Annotated in this window: 17 protein-coding genes; all 17 read left to right on the forward strand. The window is 40.7% G+C overall.

The genetic code is table 11. The annotated features are described in order from the left end of the window. Positions 1-1,018 precede the first annotated feature (1,018 nt). Positions 1,019-1,543 carry a hypothetical protein gene (locus tag ACG9ZB_RS13040; RefSeq protein ID WP_419326149.1) on the forward strand — a complete coding sequence of 175 codons (525 nt, stop codon included), beginning with the start codon at positions 1,019-1,021 and terminating at the stop codon, positions 1,541-1,543. 72 nt (positions 1,544-1,615) lie between these two features. Further along, entirely contained in the window at positions 1,616-2,320 is a 705-nt protein-coding gene (locus ACG9ZB_RS13045) for a molecular chaperone (RefSeq protein ID WP_419326151.1), read from the forward strand. A 17-nt stretch (positions 2,321-2,337) separates the two neighbouring features. Continuing rightward, entirely contained in the window at positions 2,338-4,641 is a 2,304-nt protein-coding gene (locus ACG9ZB_RS13050; RefSeq protein WP_419326152.1) for a fimbria/pilus outer membrane usher protein, read from the forward strand. 13 nt (positions 4,642-4,654) lie between these two features. Beyond that, positions 4,655-5,071 (forward strand): hypothetical protein, encoded by a 417-nt coding sequence (locus ACG9ZB_RS13055; protein WP_004983505.1) that lies wholly within the window; start codon positions 4,655-4,657, stop codon positions 5,069-5,071. Positions 5,072-5,211: 140 nt separating this feature from the next. Further along, the gene (locus ACG9ZB_RS13060; protein ID WP_419326154.1) at positions 5,212-6,492 is read left to right on the forward strand and encodes a glycosyltransferase family 4 protein; all 1,281 of its coding nucleotides are present in this window, start codon (positions 5,212-5,214) and stop codon (positions 6,490-6,492) included. Between the two features lie 192 nt (positions 6,493-6,684). Further along, a complete protein-coding gene (locus ACG9ZB_RS13065) occupies positions 6,685-7,236 on the forward strand; it encodes a phosphatase PAP2 family protein (RefSeq protein WP_178904921.1) in 552 nt (183 codons plus the stop codon). Positions 7,237-7,325: 89 nt separating this feature from the next. Further along, positions 7,326-7,526: a Fe-S cluster assembly protein IscX gene (gene iscX, locus ACG9ZB_RS13070; protein WP_004697668.1), complete on the forward strand. Its 201-nt coding sequence runs from the start codon at positions 7,326-7,328 to the stop codon at positions 7,524-7,526. 110 nt (positions 7,527-7,636) lie between these two features. Continuing rightward, positions 7,637-8,068, forward strand: coding sequence for a nucleoside-diphosphate kinase (ndk, locus tag ACG9ZB_RS13075; RefSeq protein ID WP_004983508.1), 432 nt, complete (start codon positions 7,637-7,639; stop codon positions 8,066-8,068). Positions 8,069-8,190: 122 nt separating this feature from the next. Next, the gene (gene rlmN, locus ACG9ZB_RS13080) at positions 8,191-9,426 is read left to right on the forward strand and encodes a 23S rRNA (adenine(2503)-C(2))-methyltransferase RlmN (protein WP_317112325.1); all 1,236 of its coding nucleotides are present in this window, start codon (positions 8,191-8,193) and stop codon (positions 9,424-9,426) included. Between the two features lie 16 nt (positions 9,427-9,442). Beyond that, positions 9,443-10,243 carry a type IV pilus biogenesis/stability protein PilW gene (gene pilW / locus ACG9ZB_RS13085; RefSeq protein WP_419326157.1) on the forward strand — a complete coding sequence of 267 codons (801 nt, stop codon included), beginning with the start codon at positions 9,443-9,445 and terminating at the stop codon, positions 10,241-10,243. Beyond that, the gene (locus tag ACG9ZB_RS13090) at positions 10,234-11,010 is read left to right on the forward strand and encodes a helix-turn-helix domain-containing protein (RefSeq protein WP_419326159.1); all 777 of its coding nucleotides are present in this window, start codon (positions 10,234-10,236) and stop codon (positions 11,008-11,010) included. Before pilW ends, ACG9ZB_RS13090 begins: the two co-directional genes overlap by 10 nt. 18 nt (positions 11,011-11,028) lie before the next feature. Then, positions 11,029-12,144, forward strand: a complete 1,116-nt coding sequence (gene ispG / locus ACG9ZB_RS13095; protein WP_419326161.1) for a flavodoxin-dependent (E)-4-hydroxy-3-methylbut-2-enyl-diphosphate synthase — start codon at positions 11,029-11,031, stop codon at positions 12,142-12,144. Next, positions 12,141-13,436 carry a histidine--tRNA ligase gene (hisS, locus tag ACG9ZB_RS13100; protein ID WP_419326163.1) on the forward strand — a complete coding sequence of 432 codons (1,296 nt, stop codon included), beginning with the start codon at positions 12,141-12,143 and terminating at the stop codon, positions 13,434-13,436. Before ispG ends, hisS begins: the two co-directional genes overlap by 4 nt. A gap of 27 nt (positions 13,437-13,463) precedes the next feature. Further along, a complete protein-coding gene (locus tag ACG9ZB_RS13105) occupies positions 13,464-14,162 on the forward strand; it encodes a YfgM family protein (RefSeq protein WP_419326165.1) in 699 nt (232 codons plus the stop codon). After that, positions 14,159-15,304 (forward strand): outer membrane protein assembly factor BamB, encoded by a 1,146-nt coding sequence (gene bamB, locus ACG9ZB_RS13110; RefSeq protein ID WP_419326167.1) that lies wholly within the window; start codon positions 14,159-14,161, stop codon positions 15,302-15,304. Before ACG9ZB_RS13105 ends, bamB begins: the two co-directional genes overlap by 4 nt. Positions 15,305-15,472: 168 nt before the next feature. Then, entirely contained in the window at positions 15,473-16,882 is a 1,410-nt protein-coding gene (gene der / locus ACG9ZB_RS13115) for a ribosome biogenesis GTPase Der (protein ID WP_279735343.1), read from the forward strand. Positions 16,883-16,972: 90 nt separating this feature from the next. Further along, complete coding sequence (locus ACG9ZB_RS13120; protein WP_419326169.1) at positions 16,973-17,647, forward strand: 4'-phosphopantetheinyl transferase family protein; 675 nt, start codon at positions 16,973-16,975, stop codon at positions 17,645-17,647. Positions 17,648-17,821 lie beyond the last annotated feature (174 nt).

The raw sequence follows: 17,821 nt of genomic DNA on the forward strand, positions 1-17,821 counted from the left end.
TTTTTCTATTTTTATTGTTACGTGCCTTTTAAAAAGGGAAAGCAATGCTTTCCCTTTTTTTTCGTACCTTAGATTCAAGCGAACAAGATTGTAGATAAAGAAAAGAACTAAGTTTCTGATCTAGCTTATTTTAAGTAATAAAACCCTGCTTCGGTAGGATTTTTTATTGATCTACTATCATGTTTTATGTGTGGCAAAGCTATTAATTAAAAAGATGTGAGTATAAATAGGGCCATGATATGGCTATCGGTACACAGCTATAAGTTGATCTTACCCGTGTTCAAAATTGTTATATGGAGTCCACGTTTATTTCATTTCAGTGCTAGATATATGGGTAGCATATATCGTCCAAAAACTATTGGATTAATAACGTATCCATGGGCTTTATTGCAATAAATGAAACTCTCAAAAAAGTGTACCTATCATTACGTTTGGGTTTTTAGTGTGAGTTTTTGATTTCTGAAATAGTAGGTCATGTAAATTTAAGGCTTGATTATGTGATTTTAGTCATATTGTTCAATCACTGAAATTGGGTAAATAGCATGTGAATAAACTTTGGATTTTAGCAAGATGATCGACCTGAATTGAAAAATTGATGGAAATGTAAAGTAAAAAAAAGATGAAAAATGAATTTTTTAGCGATTTAAGAAATTATTCAACTGAAAATGTAATGAAATGTAAAAGTGAATTTCTAATATAAAACAGAGATCTATTTAAAATATAAAAAATCACTAAAATTGTGCATCCCTGGAAGTTGTGTAACTATTTTTTGGGAATTAAAAAGTATAGGGTGTATAAAAATATTAATAAAAATAGTTATTTAAATTTACTTTTTTTAAAAATACGTACTTGTTGTCTTTTTGGGTGAAAAGGGACGTATAGGTGGTTTTTTGTTCAGAATAACTACAATTAAAACACGCTTAACAAAAAGCTTGGTAGCCAAGAAAGGCCCAGTTTTGATTAAGGGTAACCATAACAATTAATCAGGTTTTAAAAATAAACGTCCCGGAGAATGGCTATGAATAAATTAGTTCAAACATCTTTAATGGCAGTTGCATTAGGTCTTGGCTCAACAGCAGTTTTTGCTGATGCTGAAGGTGGCGAAGCAGCACGTGGTGGTGGCGGATATAATTGGGGTAACTGTACTTCAGTTGGTTGTGAAAAAGATATTCCAATTAAATTGGAAATTCCTAAAAAATGTGAAGTGCTCGGTGGTAGTGCCATTACGTTGAATAAAAATGGCGGAACCCAGAGTTCAACCTACACTGTGCGTAGTAATACCCACTATACGCTTAACATTCAAACAGCAAACACTGGTACAAGTGTCAGCACTTATGTGAAACATGAGGACGATGGCAGTGTTCGTGTACCAACAACAATTGTTACAAATAAAACAGGCGGTGGTTTGATTCCATTTGGTAACTCAAATCACAATGGTCTAGCTGATGATGTATACTCTGTATCTGTTACAAATGCAGCAGTAAGTGCGTTCCAACGTGCGGGTACATACAACGATACTTATAAAATTAAAGTTTACTACTAATCTGGTTAAACTAAGCCTAACTTGATCACAGTATCAGGTTAGGTTTTTTAAAATTATAATAAGGGGCGTAACATGAAAAGAATAATATCAATTCTGGTGTCTTCGATGCTGTATATGTCGGGAACACATGCTGGTGTTTCAGTTGACCCAGTCCAAATGTATATTCAAAATCCCGCAAAGCAAAGAACAACAACATTAACCCTAGAATCTAAAGATGAGACAGAAAAGCGCATTTTTGAAGTTAAAGCATTTAAGTGGACTCAAAAAGAAAATGGCGAAAATGTGCTCGAGCCTGACGATAGTTTAATTATTAACCCTAAGAATTTTATTTTACAAGCCAATGGCAAGCAAACCATTCGCGTCGGTTTTAATCGTCCAGTAGAGTCGGTTTTAGAAGGGCAACAAGAAGGGACATGGCGTGTGATGGTTGATGAAATTCCACAGGCTGTAAAAGAATCTTCAGTAAATTTTCTGGTCAGCTTTAATTTACCCCTCTTTGTTGGTAAGCAGGAAGATGTTAAACTAAATTTCAACGTTGAAAATAATAAGTTGATTGTTAAAAATAATGCAAAATCGCATATTCAAATCGCAAATTTGAAAATTGTAGATGCAAATAAAAAAGAAGTTTTTAAAACGGAAAACATGAATTATTTGCTTGCAAATAAAAGTATGTCTTATGATCTAAACAATATACGAATAACAAACCCTAAAAATTATTACGTTCAATTGTTTACAGATAAGAACGATAAAATGGTGGAACTCAAATTCTCGGATTAGTCCAAGGTGGGGGTAGAATGAATACTAAAATAAAAATAATGATCGTTATTCATTTTTTTTTAGCACTCAATGTAAATGCCAGTGAGGGTATGCCGGAAGAAAATATTGCGAACCTTTGGATTAATAATCTAGATCATCATACAGATGTCGCCTTATTAAAGCAGGGTGATCAATATTATCTTGAATGTCAGGTACTGGCAGAACGTCAAATTTCAACTGCGCAATTAAAAACCTTAGCTTCACGACCAGAATTCTGCTTAGTGTCATCAAGTAGTGTTCAGTCAACTTTTGATGATTCATCGCAATCCATTAAGCTCACGATTCCAACAGAACTTTTTGAAACGGACTTTAATGCATTAAACAATAGCATCATTCCTGAAAAGGCCAGTTTTGGTGGTTTCATAAATTATGATTTTCTTTATGCAACTAGTAATTCTAATAACTCTTATAGTGGACTGATGGAGTTAGGGGTTTTCAAAGATTATTGGATCATGAAAAACTCGATGTTGTATCAGAATACCCCCACTGATGAGCGAGTGGTTCGCTTAAGTAGTAGTGTCGATTTTGAATTTCCTAAACATATGACCCGCTTAACGGTAGGGGATACTACAACTACATATAACCCTTTGATTAATTCTTTACGTTTTGCAGGTTTGAATTGGGGGACGAATTACACTGAAAGACCGAATTTTGTGTACTGGAATATGCCAAGTTTACAAGGGAGTGCGCGCGTTCCTTCTACTGTTGATTTATATATAAATGGCGTAAATATTTATAATCAGAAGGTGAGCCCTGGTGATTATAACTTACTAATGGGGGCACAAATCCAACAAGCAGGTAATGCGCAAATTGTAGTTGAGGATGTACTCGGGAATCGAAGTGTACAAAGCTTTCCTATTATGGTAACCAATAGGCTATTACGATCTGGTCTGAACGAATATAGTGTTGCAGCAGGTAAACTTCGTTATAACTATAATTTGGATAGTAGTGATTATAGGGACTTCTTTGTGAATACTTATTTTCGCAGGGGTATGTCAAACTCAACTACGTTAGGAAGCAATTTATCTTACAGTAAAGATATACAAAATATAGGTTTCATGTGGACACAAGCGATTAGTAATATTTTTGTTCTCGATAGTGTCGTCCTTGCTTCTCATGATGATGAAAACCAATTTAATTATTCCTATGGGTTATCCGCAAGTAAAGACTTTGGTCGATTTTCAATGGGGGCGAGCTCAAAATATACAGAAAAAGATTTTAAATTTTTAGGAGATGAGTTGGGTGCCAATTCTAACTATCCGAAATTTGAAAATCTTGCATATTTTGGTATGAGTAATGTGCCCTATTTGCATAATCTAAATATTAACTATGCAGAACAAAAATATTATGAAAATCCTGATTTTCCTAATAGTAACCAAAAGGTAATAAATGTTGGGTTTAATCGGAATTTTGGTCGTCGAATTTCATTTGGTTTGAGTTATTTCAACTCTTTTGGTGACAGGAAAGACTCAGGCGGCATTCTTTCACTTAGCTACAGTTTTGATAATAAGTCCGTTTACTTTAGTCAATCAGCTGACCAAAACACAAACCTCCAGTTAGTGAAATATGACTCCAATCAAGTCGGGTTCGATTATTCTCTTGGCGTAAACCGTCGTAGTGAAGACACGATGTTTAACTTTAATGGTGTTGTTAAAACAGACGTAGGAGATTTAGATTTCTATCATGTGCAAGGTCGTGAAGACCGTGAGTCACAGTTAAATTATCGAGGAGCAGTTGTTTGGTTGGGTAATAAAATCAGTTTTACCAAAATGGTTGATAACGCATTTACTCTAGTCAAAGTAGGGGATTATCAAGATATTGATATTTTAAGATCGCTGACCTATGTTGATAAAACCAATAAAAAGGGATATGCCTTTATTCATGATGTTATTCCTTATGTTAAATACGATATTGCATTTGATCAAAATCAACTACCTATCGAAGATAAAATACAGTATTCAAGCAAACAATTAACAGCTTTAAATCAACGCGGTTATATCATCAATTTCCCAGTATTCCATGCAAAACAAGTTACTGTTAAGCCAGTAGACAGTAACAATCGGTCTTTTGCTGCTGGTTCAGAGCTTTATATTGATAATAATGGTGAAGGAGAGGTTTATCCGATTTCTACCGATGGTAGCGTAACGCTTTATGGTTTGATTCCGGGAACATATAAGATACAAATTAAAACTAAAGAAGCACGCAGTTGTTCGTCAGAACTTACAATTACAGATACTAAGAATGATGACAACTCATCAATACTGGATCTTCAGTGTAAATAAATGGAGTAGAGCCATGAAACTGAACATTATTATACTGCTGTTTTGTGTAGCGGCCACCCCAATAGCTTATGCAAAACAGTGTCAAATTGAGCGTTTAACTTCAAGCCAGTTGAACCTAAGTTCATCATATCTTAGTCAAGCTGCAACTTCTTTCTCAGTTGCTTGTGATAGTAATTACGCGATTAAATTCAATTCGCGTAATTTAACTAATGCAACAGGGAGTAGTTATTTAGTCAATGAGAAAAACTATAAATTGAGAACTCAAATGAATATTTCAGGAGCAAGTGCATCACGTTGGAATAGCCCTATTGCTCAACCAGCAACTGAGCAAAATAAGTTTGTAGTCTTGGTGCAATTGATGGAACGCCCAACTGCCTTAACCCCAGCAGGTGTGTATAAGGATAGCTTGTATATTAATTTGATGTTTTAAATTTTAGGCCTTTAAACTATTAATATGTAAAAAGATACCTACTAATCATAGGTGTCTTTTTATTTGATTGCATTCATTATCATCAAACTGTCAAATAGTTTAACTAAACTTGAGCGAAAATAAGAAAAGTTTGGAATAACATGATCGGTTCAATGACAACAAAATTATTCAAACAGCACAATTTCCCAGAACCACAGCGGTTTTATCTCAAGCAACAGCATCAGCATAATATTCAGCAAGAACTCTCTATCCTTCATGAAACACTTAAGCCAAAGTTAAAAATAACCATCGTGACGGAAACATGGTCACCAGAAATCAATGGTGTGGCGAACTCTTTATTACAACTGTGTAAAGGTTTGCAAAAACTGGGGCATCGTATTCAGCTCATCCGCCCAATACAAAAAACCATATGTACCGACTTTCAGGCAGAGCAGGAATGTTTGGTCTGGGCAAAGAGCATTCCTAAATATGCTGACATGCAATTTGGTATGCCTCAGTATGTTAAAGTCAGCAAAGCGATTGAGCGCTTCGCGCCAGATGTGGTCCATATTGTGACGGAAGGTCCTCTAGGGCTGACTGCACTGTATGCAGCTCAAGCGCATCAAATTCCAGTATCAAGTGGCTTTCATTCAACTTTTCATGATTTTAGCCGCTTCTTTGATTTGGCTTTGCTGGTCAAACCGATTGAAAGTTATCTCCGCTGGTTTCATAACCATACGGTACTCACCTGTGTGCCGAGTCAAACCACGTTAAATCAACTCCAGACCTTCGGTGTGACCTGTCCTTTGGTTGAGGTTGGCCGAGGGGTGGATACAACTCGCTTCCATCCAGAGCATCGCTCAGAACAATTCCGTCAGCGTTGGCAAGCAGATGCCAAGACTTCTGTGTTGCTATATGTGGGACGTTTATCTCCAGAAAAAGAAGTCGATGTGCTCATTCAAAGTTATTTGAATATCAAGAAACAGCAGTCACGCAAGTTGAAAATGGTGATTGTGGGAGATGGTCCGGATCGTAAGCGATTAACCGAGATGGCAAATGGCTCAGATGTTATTTTTACGGGAAGCTTAACAGGGCAGTCACTCGCTCAAGCCTACGCCAGTGCAGATGCTTTTGTTTTTGCTAGTCAAATAGAGACTTTTGGTAATGTGGTACTTGAAGCCATGGCCAGTGGCTTACCTGTGGTGGCCTATAACTATGCCAGTCCGCAGCGTTATATCAAGCAAGGTATAACAGGGTGGTTGAGTCCTTTTGGACAAGTGGCACACTTTATGCAAACTATTAATCAGTTGCCAGAGCAAAAGGTGCTTAGATGTATGGGAACTCAAGCGCGTCAAGACATTGAGAGTGTAGGCTGGCGGTATCCTGTGAAACAGTTTGAGCAAGCCTTATATCACGCGGCAAATATTAAGGCAGCACCTTAACCAATAGCTGTTTTAAAAGTGTCAGTGATAAAGATGAGTTGGGTAATTTTGATGAGTTTTAACTTAAATCATCAAACTGTCAAAAACACCCTTTAATATGAGCTTAACGAAAAGCGATTTTGATGAATTAAATCGTCATATAACAATGATTTTCCAGCTGAACTTTCAACATTGTTGTTAAGGAGAAGTGGTATGAATCTTAAAACTGCAAAAATAAGAATATTAGATTTAGATTTAAAAGGCTGTGTCTATCTCAATCATTTTTCCCATTCGCATACTGTAGCCAATTTTTTTAAGCGGATCAGTCGATTGGGAGATGGCATTTTTTGGTACACCATGTTGGCCTTAACTTGGTTGTTGCAAGGATTGGTCTACAGTTTACAAATCGTGTATTTGGTGCTTGGTTCATTGTGTGGGACTTTAATTTATAAAGTCTTAAAAATCAAAACTATTCGCCCAAGACCTTATCAAGTACATCAGGTGATTCGAATGGGTGAGCGACCGCTTGACCATTTTAGTTTTCCTTCAGGTCATACTTTACATGCGGTGATGGTCAGTACGTTATTGGGCTTTGTACAGCCAATTTTATTGGTGCTCATGTTGCCTTTTACTGTTTTGGTTGCCGCGTCACGCATGATTTTAGGACTACATTATCCAAGTGATGTGTTGGTGGGAGCGGCTATAGGTGCGGTCGTAGCTGTTACTTTAATTTGTAGTGCACCATTTTTAAATATCGTGTTGTAAAAAAGCCCAATTTTTCTCAAACAAACTAGCGCTTAAATTTCGGAGTTTGCTACAGTACAGTATCTTCTACATTGTGATGAGACTCCACCATGGGCTTACGTTGGTCAGACACTATTGATATTGCTATTGAGTTGTATGAAGCTCATCCAGATGTCGATCCGCAGTGGATTCGCTTTACAGACTTGCATGCTTGGGTGTGTGCCTTACCAGACTTTAGTGATGATCCGACCAAGTCGACTGAAGGTTTGCTTGAAGCAATTCAAATGGCATGGATTGACGAAGCGCGATAATCCTTGCATCGAAAAAAGCAACTTTTTACAGAGTAAAAGCAGAAAATTGTGCATTATGTCGGTATAATGCGCCAAAATTTTCATGTCTACATTGACTTAAGGAGCCAATCATGGCTATTGAACGTACTTTATCTATCGTAAAACCAGATGCAGTTGCTAAAAACCACATCGGTGACATTTTTGCTCGTTTTGAAAAAGCTGGTCTTCAAATCGTTGCAACTAAAATGAAACACTTGACTCAAACTGAAGCTGAAGGTTTCTATGCAGAGCACAAAGAACGTGGTTTCTTTGCTGATCTAGTTGCGTTCATGACTTCTGGTCCAGTTGTTGTTTCAGTTCTTGAAGGCGAAAACGCAGTTCTTGCTCACCGCGAAATCCTTGGCGCAACTAACCCTAAAGAAGCTGCTCCAGGCACTATCCGCGCTGACTTTGCTGTAAGCATCGACGAAAATGCTGCTCACGGTTCTGACTCTGTAGCATCTGCTGATCGTGAAGTTAACTACTTCTTCGCTCAAACTGAGATTGCTCCACGTACTCGTTAATTCGAAGTATTCAAACCAGATAAGTGTTATTATACTTATCTGGTTTTTTTATTCCCTGAATAAATTTCTGCTCGCTTATTGAGCTTCTCCTTTCATCTTTAGACATGGTTTAGGTAATACACATGAGTACTGAAGTGGTCGCTGTCTCTACAGTTTCGGCTGAACAGAAACAATCTCCATCCGCTCCTGCACAGCAAAACTCTGTTGCGAAAGTGAACTTACTTGGCATGTCACGTCCGCAGCTTGAAAAATTCTTCGAAGATATGGGAGAAAAAAAGTTTCGCGCAGGACAGGTGATGAAATGGATTCACCAGTTTTTTGTGACTGATTTTGCTGAGATGACCAATATCTCAGGCAAATTGCGTGAAAAACTTGAAAAGCTCTGTGAAATTAAAGCACCAGAAGTGGTGCATAAAAACTATTCTAAAGATGGTACGCGTAAGTGGGTCTTTCGCGTCGGTGAGGGTGAAGGCTCTTTGGTTGAAACCGTATTGATTCCTGCTGAACATCGCAGTGGTTTGCGCCGTACTTTATGTATTTCATCTCAAGTGGGCTGTGCACTGGATTGTTCATTCTGTTCAACCGGTAAACAAGGCTTTCAGCGCGACTTAAATCCAGATGAAATTATTGGGCAGTTATGGGTCGCAAACTATTCTTACATGGAAGATGTACCTGTAGCTGAGCGTGAGCGCTCGGTGACCAATGTGGTAATGATGGGGATGGGCGAGCCATTACTGAACTATGATGCCGTATTGAGCTCAATGCGTATTATGTTAGATGATTTTGCTTATGGTATGTCTAAGCGCCGTGTGACCTTATCGACTTCAGGTGTGGTGCCGAAAATTGATCAATTGGCACAAGATATTGATGTTGCGTTGGCAATCTCCCTACACGCGCCAAATGACGAACTGCGAAATGAATTGGTTCCAATCAATAAAAAATATCCATTAGCACAACTGATTGCAGCATGTCAGCGTTATATCGCTAAAGACGGTAATGAAAGTGCACGTAAGCATGTCACAATTGAATATGTGATGTTGGATGGGGTGAATGATCATCCTGAGCATGCGCAGCAGATGATTAAGTTGTTGAAGAACTTACCAAGTAAAATTAATTTAATTCCGTTTAATCCATTTCCACATGCGCCTTATGGTCGTTCAAGTCGCAACCGCATTATTTCTTTCCAAAAAACTTTGTCTGACGCTGGATTTGTGTGTACGATTCGTCAAACGCGTGGCGATGACATTGATGCTGCCTGCGGACAATTGGTCGGTCAAGTGGCCGATCGAACACGTCGTGCTGAGCAGTGGAAAAAGAAAGTAGCAGAGAAAAACGAGATTCTACGTTCACAAGGATAATATAAGGGGATGCCAATTGAAAAAACCCGTTTCTAAACTTTACCTTGCGCTGACCCTGGGTGTGTCAGTGTGGTACTTGATGGGTTGCCAAACCGTGAATACGAAAGGTGATCCAAGTAAAGCAGTACAAGTTAGAACGCAGTTGGCGGCTGAATATATTAAGTCGAATGATTACGATGCTGCGAAACGTACATTGGATCAGGCATTAGACATCGACTCTCGTGATGCATCTGCAAATATGATGATGGGGGTGTTGTTACAGCGCGAAGGCAGTCCACAAAATGTGGAAAAGGCTGAGCGTTATTTTAAGCATGCAATTGCGGCTGAGCCAAAAAATGCACAGGCTCGTAACAACTACGGTACGTATTTATATCAAATTGGGCGTTATAATGACGCGATTGATCAACTTCAAGTTGCAGGTTCAACTTTAGGGTATGATCAACGTTATCGAGCATTGGAAAATTTAGGTCGTGCGTATCTACAAGTAGGTCGAGTGGCGGAAGCAGAAGCAGCTTTTAAGCAAGCCCTACAGGTAAACTCAGGTGCCTATCTTGCCATGATCGAAATGGCGGAAATTTCATATTTACGTCAGCAAAATGCTGAAGCTACGCAGTACTATGAACAGTTTGTGCGAGCGGTTGGCGAGAAAAACTTAGATGCACGTGCGCTTTGGATTGGGATCCGAATTGCGCGAGCAAATCATGACACGATGGGTTCGCAAGTACTGGTCAACCAGCTACGTGCATTGTATCCAGACAGTCAAGAATACAAACGTTATTTGCAATTACAGTACACTACTGAGGCCGTATGGAAGTAAATCCTAATTCACCACAATCGAATGGTTCTAGCAATGCTTTAGGAAATATCCAACGTCCGGGTGATTATCTTCGTCAAATTCGTATTACACAAAAACGTGAATTAAGCGATGTTGCCAAAGAGTTGAATATTCCACTCAAGACTTTAACTGCGCTTGAGCAGGACGAATATACGGCGCTTCCAGAAGCAACCTTCATTAAAGGTTACTATCGTACTTATGCGAAGTTCCTAAAAGTCGATGCCACTACGATTATTCAGCGTTTTGATGACATCTATGCCAATGATACGGGACTATTACCGAATCACGCATTGAATAATTCACCGATTAAAATCATGGGTAAATTACCTGGTTCTAAGCGTGACCGTAACCGTAAATGGTTGAAACGTGGACTGATTGCGATTGTTGTAATTGTGATTTTGGCAGCGTTGTTCGGCACAATTCAGAATTGGTCAGGCAGTACAGATGAGACTGCGACTCCGCAGACTGAGTCTGATGTACAAATCATCAATATGAATGGAGCTGCTGCAACCACAGGGGATCAGTTGAAACTTGAGTTCAATCGTCCGACATCTGTACATATTGTCGATTCAACGGGGAAGGTACTGGCAACAGGGCGTCAAGCTTCTACGCTTGAGCTTGCGGGTGAGACTCCTTTTCAAATTCGTATCGATGATGCTGCTGCTGTGTCACTCAGCTTAAATAATGAAAGTATTTCATTGTCACCATATACCGTCGGTGGAAAAGCAGATTTCCGCTTGTCACGTTAATGGGATCAAGGAAAAGCAATGATTGTAAATCCAATTAAACGCAAGCCTACTCGCAAGATTCGTGTAGGTTCAGTCTATGTCGGTGGTGATGCGCCTATCAGCATTCAAAGTATGACCAATACTGAAACTTGTGATGTGGAAGCAACGCTGGCGCAAATTCAGCGCTGTGTAGATGTAGGTGCGGACATCATGCGTGTTTCTGTACCGACCATGGAAGCGGCAGAGGCTTTTGGTGAAATTCGTAAGCGTTCATCTGTGCCGTTGGTTGCAGATATTCATTTTGACTACAAGATTGCACTGCGTGTTGCCGATTTGGGTGCGGACTGTTTAAGGATTAACCCCGGAAATATTGGCTCTGAAGCTAAAATCCGTGAAGTGGTTGCCGCAGCACGCCATAACGATATTTCTATGCGTATTGGGGTGAATGCAGGTTCACTGGAAAAAGATATTCAAAAGAAATATGGTGAGCCAACAGGTCAGGCTTTGCTTGAGTCGGCGATGCGTCATATTGATATTCTAGATCGTTTAGATTTCCATGAATTCAAAGTCTCAGTGAAAGCATCCAATGTGTTTTTAACCATGGATGCTTATCGCCTACTGTCACAGCAAATTGATAATCCGTTACATCTGGGTGTGACAGAAGCTGGGATTTACCGTACAGGTTCGGTGAAGTCTGCGATTGCATTGGGCGGTTTGTTGTTGGATGGCATTGGTGACACCATGCGTATTTCCTTGGCAGCGGAACCTGAAGAAGAGATTAAGATTGGTTTTGATATTTTAAAATCACTCAGTCTTCGCTCAAATGGCATTAACTTCATTGCTTGTCCAAGTTGTTCACGTCAAGAGTTCAACGTGATTTCAGTGATGCAAGCCTTAGAAGAGCGTTTAGAAGATATTCGTACCCCAATGGATGTGTCGGTGATTGGGTGTAAAGTGAATGGTCCGGGTGAAGCCAAAGAAGCCGATATTGGTGTAGTTGGTGCAAGTCCACGTTCACTGGTGTATCGTAGTGGTGAAAAGAGCCATTTAATTGACACAAATCAGTTGGTTGACGAAATCGAAACGATGGTTCGTCAGCGTGTTTCAGAGCTTGAAGAAGCTAAATCTAAAGAGATCATCCGTAGTTCATCATGAGTTCAATTGTCGCAATCAAAGGTTTTAATGACATTCTTCCTAAGCAAACACCAGCGTGGAGACGTCTTGAACAGCATCTCGCATCATTGATGGATGCGTATGGCTACCAGCAAATTCGTTTGCCTATTGTTGAACAAACCAATTTGTTCAAACGTTCGATTGGTGATGCAACGGATATCGTTGAAAAAGAAATGTACACCTTCTTGGACAAAGGTAATCCGCCTGAGTCTTTGACTTTGCGTCCTGAAGGAACAGCAGGCTGTGTACGTGCCATGCTGGAGCATAACTTGCTTCGCGGTGCAACGCCTCGTGTTTGGTATATCGGGCCGATGTTCCGTTATGAAAAGCCGCAAAAGGGTCGTTATCGTCAGTTCCACCAATTTGGCGTGGAAACCTTTGGTGTGGCAACCCCAGATATGGATGCTGAGCTGATTTTGATGACAGCACGTCTGTGGAAACGCATGGGTGTAGCAGATAAAGTTCAACTTGAGTTGAATACTCTCGGTGAGTCTGATGAGCGTGCAGCTTATCGTGCGGCATTGGTGGAGTTCTTAGAATCACATAAAAATGATTTAGATGAGGATTCACAGCGTCGTTTAACCACCAACCCACTACGTATCCTTGACTCTAAAGATGCAAAAACCCAAGCCATTTTAGAAAATGCGCCGAAGTTGCATGACTTTATGGGGGAAGAGACGCTACAGCACTTTGCAACTTTGCAGCAGTATTTAACTGATGCAGGTGTGAGCTTCGTGATTAACCAAAAACTGGTGCGTGGCTTAGATTATTACAACAAGACAGTTTTTGAGTGGACCACCACGCATTTGGGCTCACAAGGTACAGTCTGTGCGGGCGGTCGTTACGATGGCTTAGTGGGTCAGCTTAAAGGCAAGGCTGATCAGTCTGTACCTGCAGTTGGCTTTGCGATGGGTATGGAGCGTCTGTTGTTATTGCTTGAGCAAGTCGAAGACGCTACGCCTATACGTGACTGCGAAATGTTTTTATTGGCAGATCCTGCTTCTCAAGGTAAAGCTTTGGTGCTTGCAGAACAAATTCGTAACCAGTTAGATGCTGTATCAAGTACGCTTCGTTTGAAAGTTGGTTCACATGGTTCAATGAAGTCGCAAATGAAAAAAGCGGATCAGTCTGGCGCATTGTTTGCCCTCATTTTGGGTGAGCGCGAGGTGGAAGCTGCACAGTTTGCCGTAAAAGAGTTGGCGACAGCTGAACAAACTTTGGTTGCGGTGGATGACATCGTGCCATTTATGATTGAAAAATTTTCTTCAAAATAAGCCAAAATATAAGGAAAGGGTAGTCACATGAGCGCATTAAGTGATGAAGAACAACTTGATAGTTTAAAGTCTTTCACTAAAAAATATGGTTCAGCCATTATTAGTGGGATTTTAATTGCGCTGATTGCCTTTTTTGGATGGCAATACTGGCAGAAGAAAACTTTGGCCGAGAAGCAAATGAACACGGCTAAAGTTCAGCAATTGATGGATGAAGCACGTGCAACGCAAGGTGATGCATTTACAGCCTTGTCTGCAACTGCGGACAAAATTGTGAAGGAAGCACCAGATTCGGCGCAGGCCATTCAAACGCAATTGTTGATGGCAAAGTTGGCCTATGACAAAGCGGATTATGCTAGTGCTGAAAAAGCGTTGAAGAAAGTTGAAAACTCGAAAGTGGATGACGACGGCTTAGTGCAAATTGTGAAATTGCGTTTAGCGTATGCACAATTGGCTCAAAAGAAGTTTGATGATGCGATTAAAAACCTCGCATTGGTAAAAGAACCTGCTTTTAAAGCGACAGCCGATGAAGCTTTGGGTGATGTCTATGTGGCTAAAAACGACATCGAAAATGCGAAAAAAGCCTACCAAAGTGCATGGGATCAGTTGGTTGAACGTAAACAAGAACGTCAAATTTTACAAATTAAACTCGAAAGTGTTGGTATTTTAGTTGATGATCCTGAAATCGAACGTCCACTCATAGAAACAGCAGCGGAAGAAACTGAATGAATAGAAAATACAAAATTTCGTGCGCATTAACCGTATTAACTTTAGCGCTTGCGGGTTGTGCAAGTAGCGGAAAAGTAGAAGAAGTTAAGCCGAATCCACTTCCAAAACTGACGCAGGCGAAAACTCTGACTCCTGTATTTTCTCAAAGTGTGTCTTCAACTTCGACTGCTGATCCTTTACGTTTACGCCTAGATGCAGACAACGGAGTAGTTTTTGCACTTGACCCTAAAGGTGTCGTAACGGCATATCAAGGCAAACAAAAACTATGGCAGAAAGAAGTATCTAAAGCTGGGTTGAGTTCAGGCGTTGAAGCTGCCGATGGTCATGTCATTGTAGGTAACGCCAAAGGTCAATTGTTTGCTTTAGATCAGGCAACTGGCGAGCAAAAATGGACTGCACAATTAACAGGTGCACTTCTTGCGCCATCGTTGATTCAAGCTGGTCGTGTAATTTCTGTCAGTAATGATGGCACTGTTTTTGCACATGATTTGGCAACAGGTCAGCAAGTGTGGACTTATAACTTACCAAATGTACAACTTAGCTTACGTGGTAATGCAGCGCCTGTTCCTGTTGATGCACGTACAGTGCTCATTTCTTCAGCTAATGCCTATGTTTATGCTTTAGATGTGCTTACAGGTGTACCCCGTATGCAGCGCCGTGTAGCTGTGTCGGATGGTCGTTCGGATATTCAACGTTTGAATGATGTCGATGGTGATCCTGTAGTGGCAGGTCAGTACTTGATTACGACCAGCTATCAAAGTCAAGTGACCATGACAGATTTGGCTTCACAGCAAGTGGTGTGGAGTGAAGACTCAAGCAGTACGCAGCGCCCTGAAGTGGTGGGTAATGGTGTATTTGTGGCGCAAACTGACGGCAAGTTAGTGGCTTATGAAATTAGCACGGGTCAAAAGCTTTGGGAAAATGACAGCCTGCTGAACCGCCAATTGAGTAATCCAGTCATGTTAGGCCAAGACCTAATTGTCGGTGATCTAGATGGCGTATTGCACATGCTGAACCCTGCGACAGGTGAGTTGATCGGTCGTGCGAAGACGTGTGGTGAAGTGCGTACTTTACGTGTGATTGATGATCAACTCTATGTTGCGACACGAAAGGGTGCATTAAGCATTTGGCAGAATCGTTAATTCTGTTCGACTTATGTTAAACTAGTCAAAATTCGTATTTTTTAAATTCCTCGGGGTGTTTGCTTAGTCAAAACCCCGAGTTTTTATTCAGGTTTTTCACCTAATTTTTCTTCCAGTTTCTGATGTTCAGACCAGTCTCACTGGCTGATCTTGAATAAAGGTTAATCTATGAAACCCGTAATTGCGCTCATTGGTCGTCCGAACGTCGGAAAATCAACGCTATTTAACCAGATCACCAAAAGCCGAGATGCGCTTGTTGCTGACTTTGCCGGTCTGACTCGTGACCGTAAATATGGTGATGCTGTATTTCAAAATAAGTCTTTCATTGTGGTTGACACTGGTGGTATTGGCGAAAATGAAGGTGGTATCGACTCTTACATGGCAGAACAGTCTAAAACTGCCATCAATGAAGCCGATATTATTGTATTTGTCGTCGATGCACGCGCAGGCCTGCTCGCATCGGATGAGCAAATTGCGCGTGAGCTGCGTACACTCGGTAAGAAAGTTTACCTTGTGGCGAACAAAGTTGATGGTGTACATGCCGAAGCTGCACTTGTTGAATTCTACAAGTTGGGTATGGGCGAACCCATGCAAGTGGCAGCCAGCCATGGTCGCGGTGTTCAGCAAATGCTGGAAGAAGTTCTACATGATGTGCCTGAAGATGAAAACCCAGACGAACATGATAAGCACACAGGTTTACGCTTAGCGATTATTGGTCGTCCGAATGTGGGTAAATCAACGTTAGTCAACCGTTTATTGGGTGAAGAGCGTGTGGTGGCATTTGACCAACCGGGAACCACCCGTGATTCAATCTATATTCCGTTTGAGCGTGATGGTCGTCAGTACACCTTAATTGACACAGCAGGTGTTCGTCGTAAAGGTAAGGTTGATGAAATGATTGAGAAATTCTCAATCGTGAAAACCTTGCAAGCCATGAAAGATGCCCATGTGGTGGTCATAGTTGTTGATGCACGTGAAGGTATTGTAGAACAAGACTTACACTTAATTGGCTATGCGCTTGAAGCAGGCCGAGCGATGGTGATTGCGATTAACAAATGGGACAATATGTCCGATTATGATCGTAAGCAATGTAAGTTGGATGTAGAGCGCCGTTTTGACTTTATTCCATGGGCGAAGATCCACCTGATTTCTGCTTTGCATGGTACAGGTGTTGGTGAAATGTATCCATCAATTCACCGTGCTTATGACTCATCGCATTTGAAAGTCTCGCCTGCGAAAATTACACAAATTTTAAATGATGCAACAGATGCGCATCAACCACCTATGGTACAAGGTCGTCGTATCAAGATGCGTTATGCACATATGGGTGGACAAAATCCACCAACCATCGTGATTCACGGCAACAAAGTCGACAAGACTCCACATGACTACCGCCGTTATTTGGAAAACGTATTCCGTAAAGTATATAAGCTTGAGGGTACGCCAGTGCGTATTGAGTTTAAAACCTCTGAAAACCCATTTGAAGGACGTAAGTCGCAAGTGGATGAGCGTACAGCAGCGCGTAAGCGTCGTTATGTTCAGAAGTTTAAGAAAGCAGAGAAGAAATTCAAACGTTAATCAGGCATTAAGGTTCTGATGCTGAAAAGCCCAAAGTGATCTTTGGGCTTTTTTATTTTATGATGCATGAAATGATGATAGGAAGGCAAAGTGGCAAAGACAATACGTGTTGAGCTGAAAAAGATTGAGGACATTGTGCTGGTGGATCACAACCTGTCACGTGTTGAGCAAATTGCACAGCGAAAACAAGCCATTTATCAATATCGCAATCAATGCTTATCCGAACAACGGCAGATGGTTGTAGATGATCACTCCATTGCACTGAGTGAGACAGGTAAACCGTATTGGGTTGATCAGCCTTCTTTTCATTTCAATCATAGCCACAGCCAAAATTACTATGCTTTAGCTACGAGTGAGCGGATGCAGGATCTAGGCGTGGACGTGGAGGAGTTAAACCGAAAAGTTCGCTTTGAGGCTTTGGCTAAACATGCTTTTCACGTAGAGGAACTTCGCGTGTGGCAACAGTATGATCAGGACAAAGCATACTGGTTTAAGGTCTGGACAACCAAAGAAGCGGTGCTTAAAGCATCAGGTTTAGGCATTCGTTTAAACTTAAATGAACTGAACACCCAAGCACATCCAACGCATAATGGCGGAATGTGTAGTCATCCTCTGATTGGGACTTTTGCCTATCAAAATTTTGAGTTAGGAGATGTGATGTTGACCGTGGCTTGGCGGGCAGAGCAGTCCTGCCGTGGCTATGCGTTGCCTCAGATAGAGCTGGTACAACAGCTTCATACCGATATAAAAAAGCCTCTCGATTGAGAGGCTTTTCTTTTGACGTAGCTGTCCCGTCCTGAAATAAGCTTACACCTTTAAGAGGCTTATTTTATGGAACATGAACGAGAACAACGAGTTAAACGTACACAACGTGATTATAGCTTGGCCTTTAAAATGATGGTGGTACATGAAGTAGAAAAAGGGCAAATTACTTATAAA

It is taken from the genome of Acinetobacter johnsonii (genome assembly GCF_048551975.1).
Classification (GTDB): domain Bacteria; phylum Pseudomonadota; class Gammaproteobacteria; order Pseudomonadales; family Moraxellaceae; genus Acinetobacter; species Acinetobacter johnsonii_A.

Coding starts and splice junctions, on each gene's coding strand:
- ACG9ZB_RS13050 (WP_419326152.1), top strand. CDS start 2,338: ATGAATACTAAAATAAAAATAATGATCGTTATTCATTTTTTTTTAGCA.
- der (WP_279735343.1), top strand. CDS start 15,473: ATGAAACCCGTAATTGCGCTCATTGGTCGTCCGAACGTCGGAAAATCA.
- ACG9ZB_RS13045 (WP_419326151.1), top strand. CDS start 1,616: ATGAAAAGAATAATATCAATTCTGGTGTCTTCGATGCTGTATATGTCG.
- ACG9ZB_RS13055 (WP_004983505.1), top strand. CDS start 4,655: ATGAAACTGAACATTATTATACTGCTGTTTTGTGTAGCGGCCACCCCA.
- ACG9ZB_RS13105 (WP_419326165.1), top strand. CDS start 13,464: ATGAGCGCATTAAGTGATGAAGAACAACTTGATAGTTTAAAGTCTTTC.
- ACG9ZB_RS13065 (WP_178904921.1), top strand. CDS start 6,685: ATGAATCTTAAAACTGCAAAAATAAGAATATTAGATTTAGATTTAAAA.
- iscX (WP_004697668.1), top strand. CDS start 7,326: ATGGGCTTACGTTGGTCAGACACTATTGATATTGCTATTGAGTTGTAT.
- ACG9ZB_RS13060 (WP_419326154.1), top strand. CDS start 5,212: ATGATCGGTTCAATGACAACAAAATTATTCAAACAGCACAATTTCCCA.
- ndk (WP_004983508.1), top strand. CDS start 7,637: ATGGCTATTGAACGTACTTTATCTATCGTAAAACCAGATGCAGTTGCT.
- ispG (WP_419326161.1), top strand. CDS start 11,029: ATGATTGTAAATCCAATTAAACGCAAGCCTACTCGCAAGATTCGTGTA.
- bamB (WP_419326167.1), top strand. CDS start 14,159: ATGAATAGAAAATACAAAATTTCGTGCGCATTAACCGTATTAACTTTA.
- hisS (WP_419326163.1), top strand. CDS start 12,141: ATGAGTTCAATTGTCGCAATCAAAGGTTTTAATGACATTCTTCCTAAG.
- rlmN (WP_317112325.1), top strand. CDS start 8,191: ATGAGTACTGAAGTGGTCGCTGTCTCTACAGTTTCGGCTGAACAGAAA.
- ACG9ZB_RS13090 (WP_419326159.1), top strand. CDS start 10,234: ATGGAAGTAAATCCTAATTCACCACAATCGAATGGTTCTAGCAATGCT.
- ACG9ZB_RS13040 (WP_419326149.1), top strand. CDS start 1,019: ATGAATAAATTAGTTCAAACATCTTTAATGGCAGTTGCATTAGGTCTT.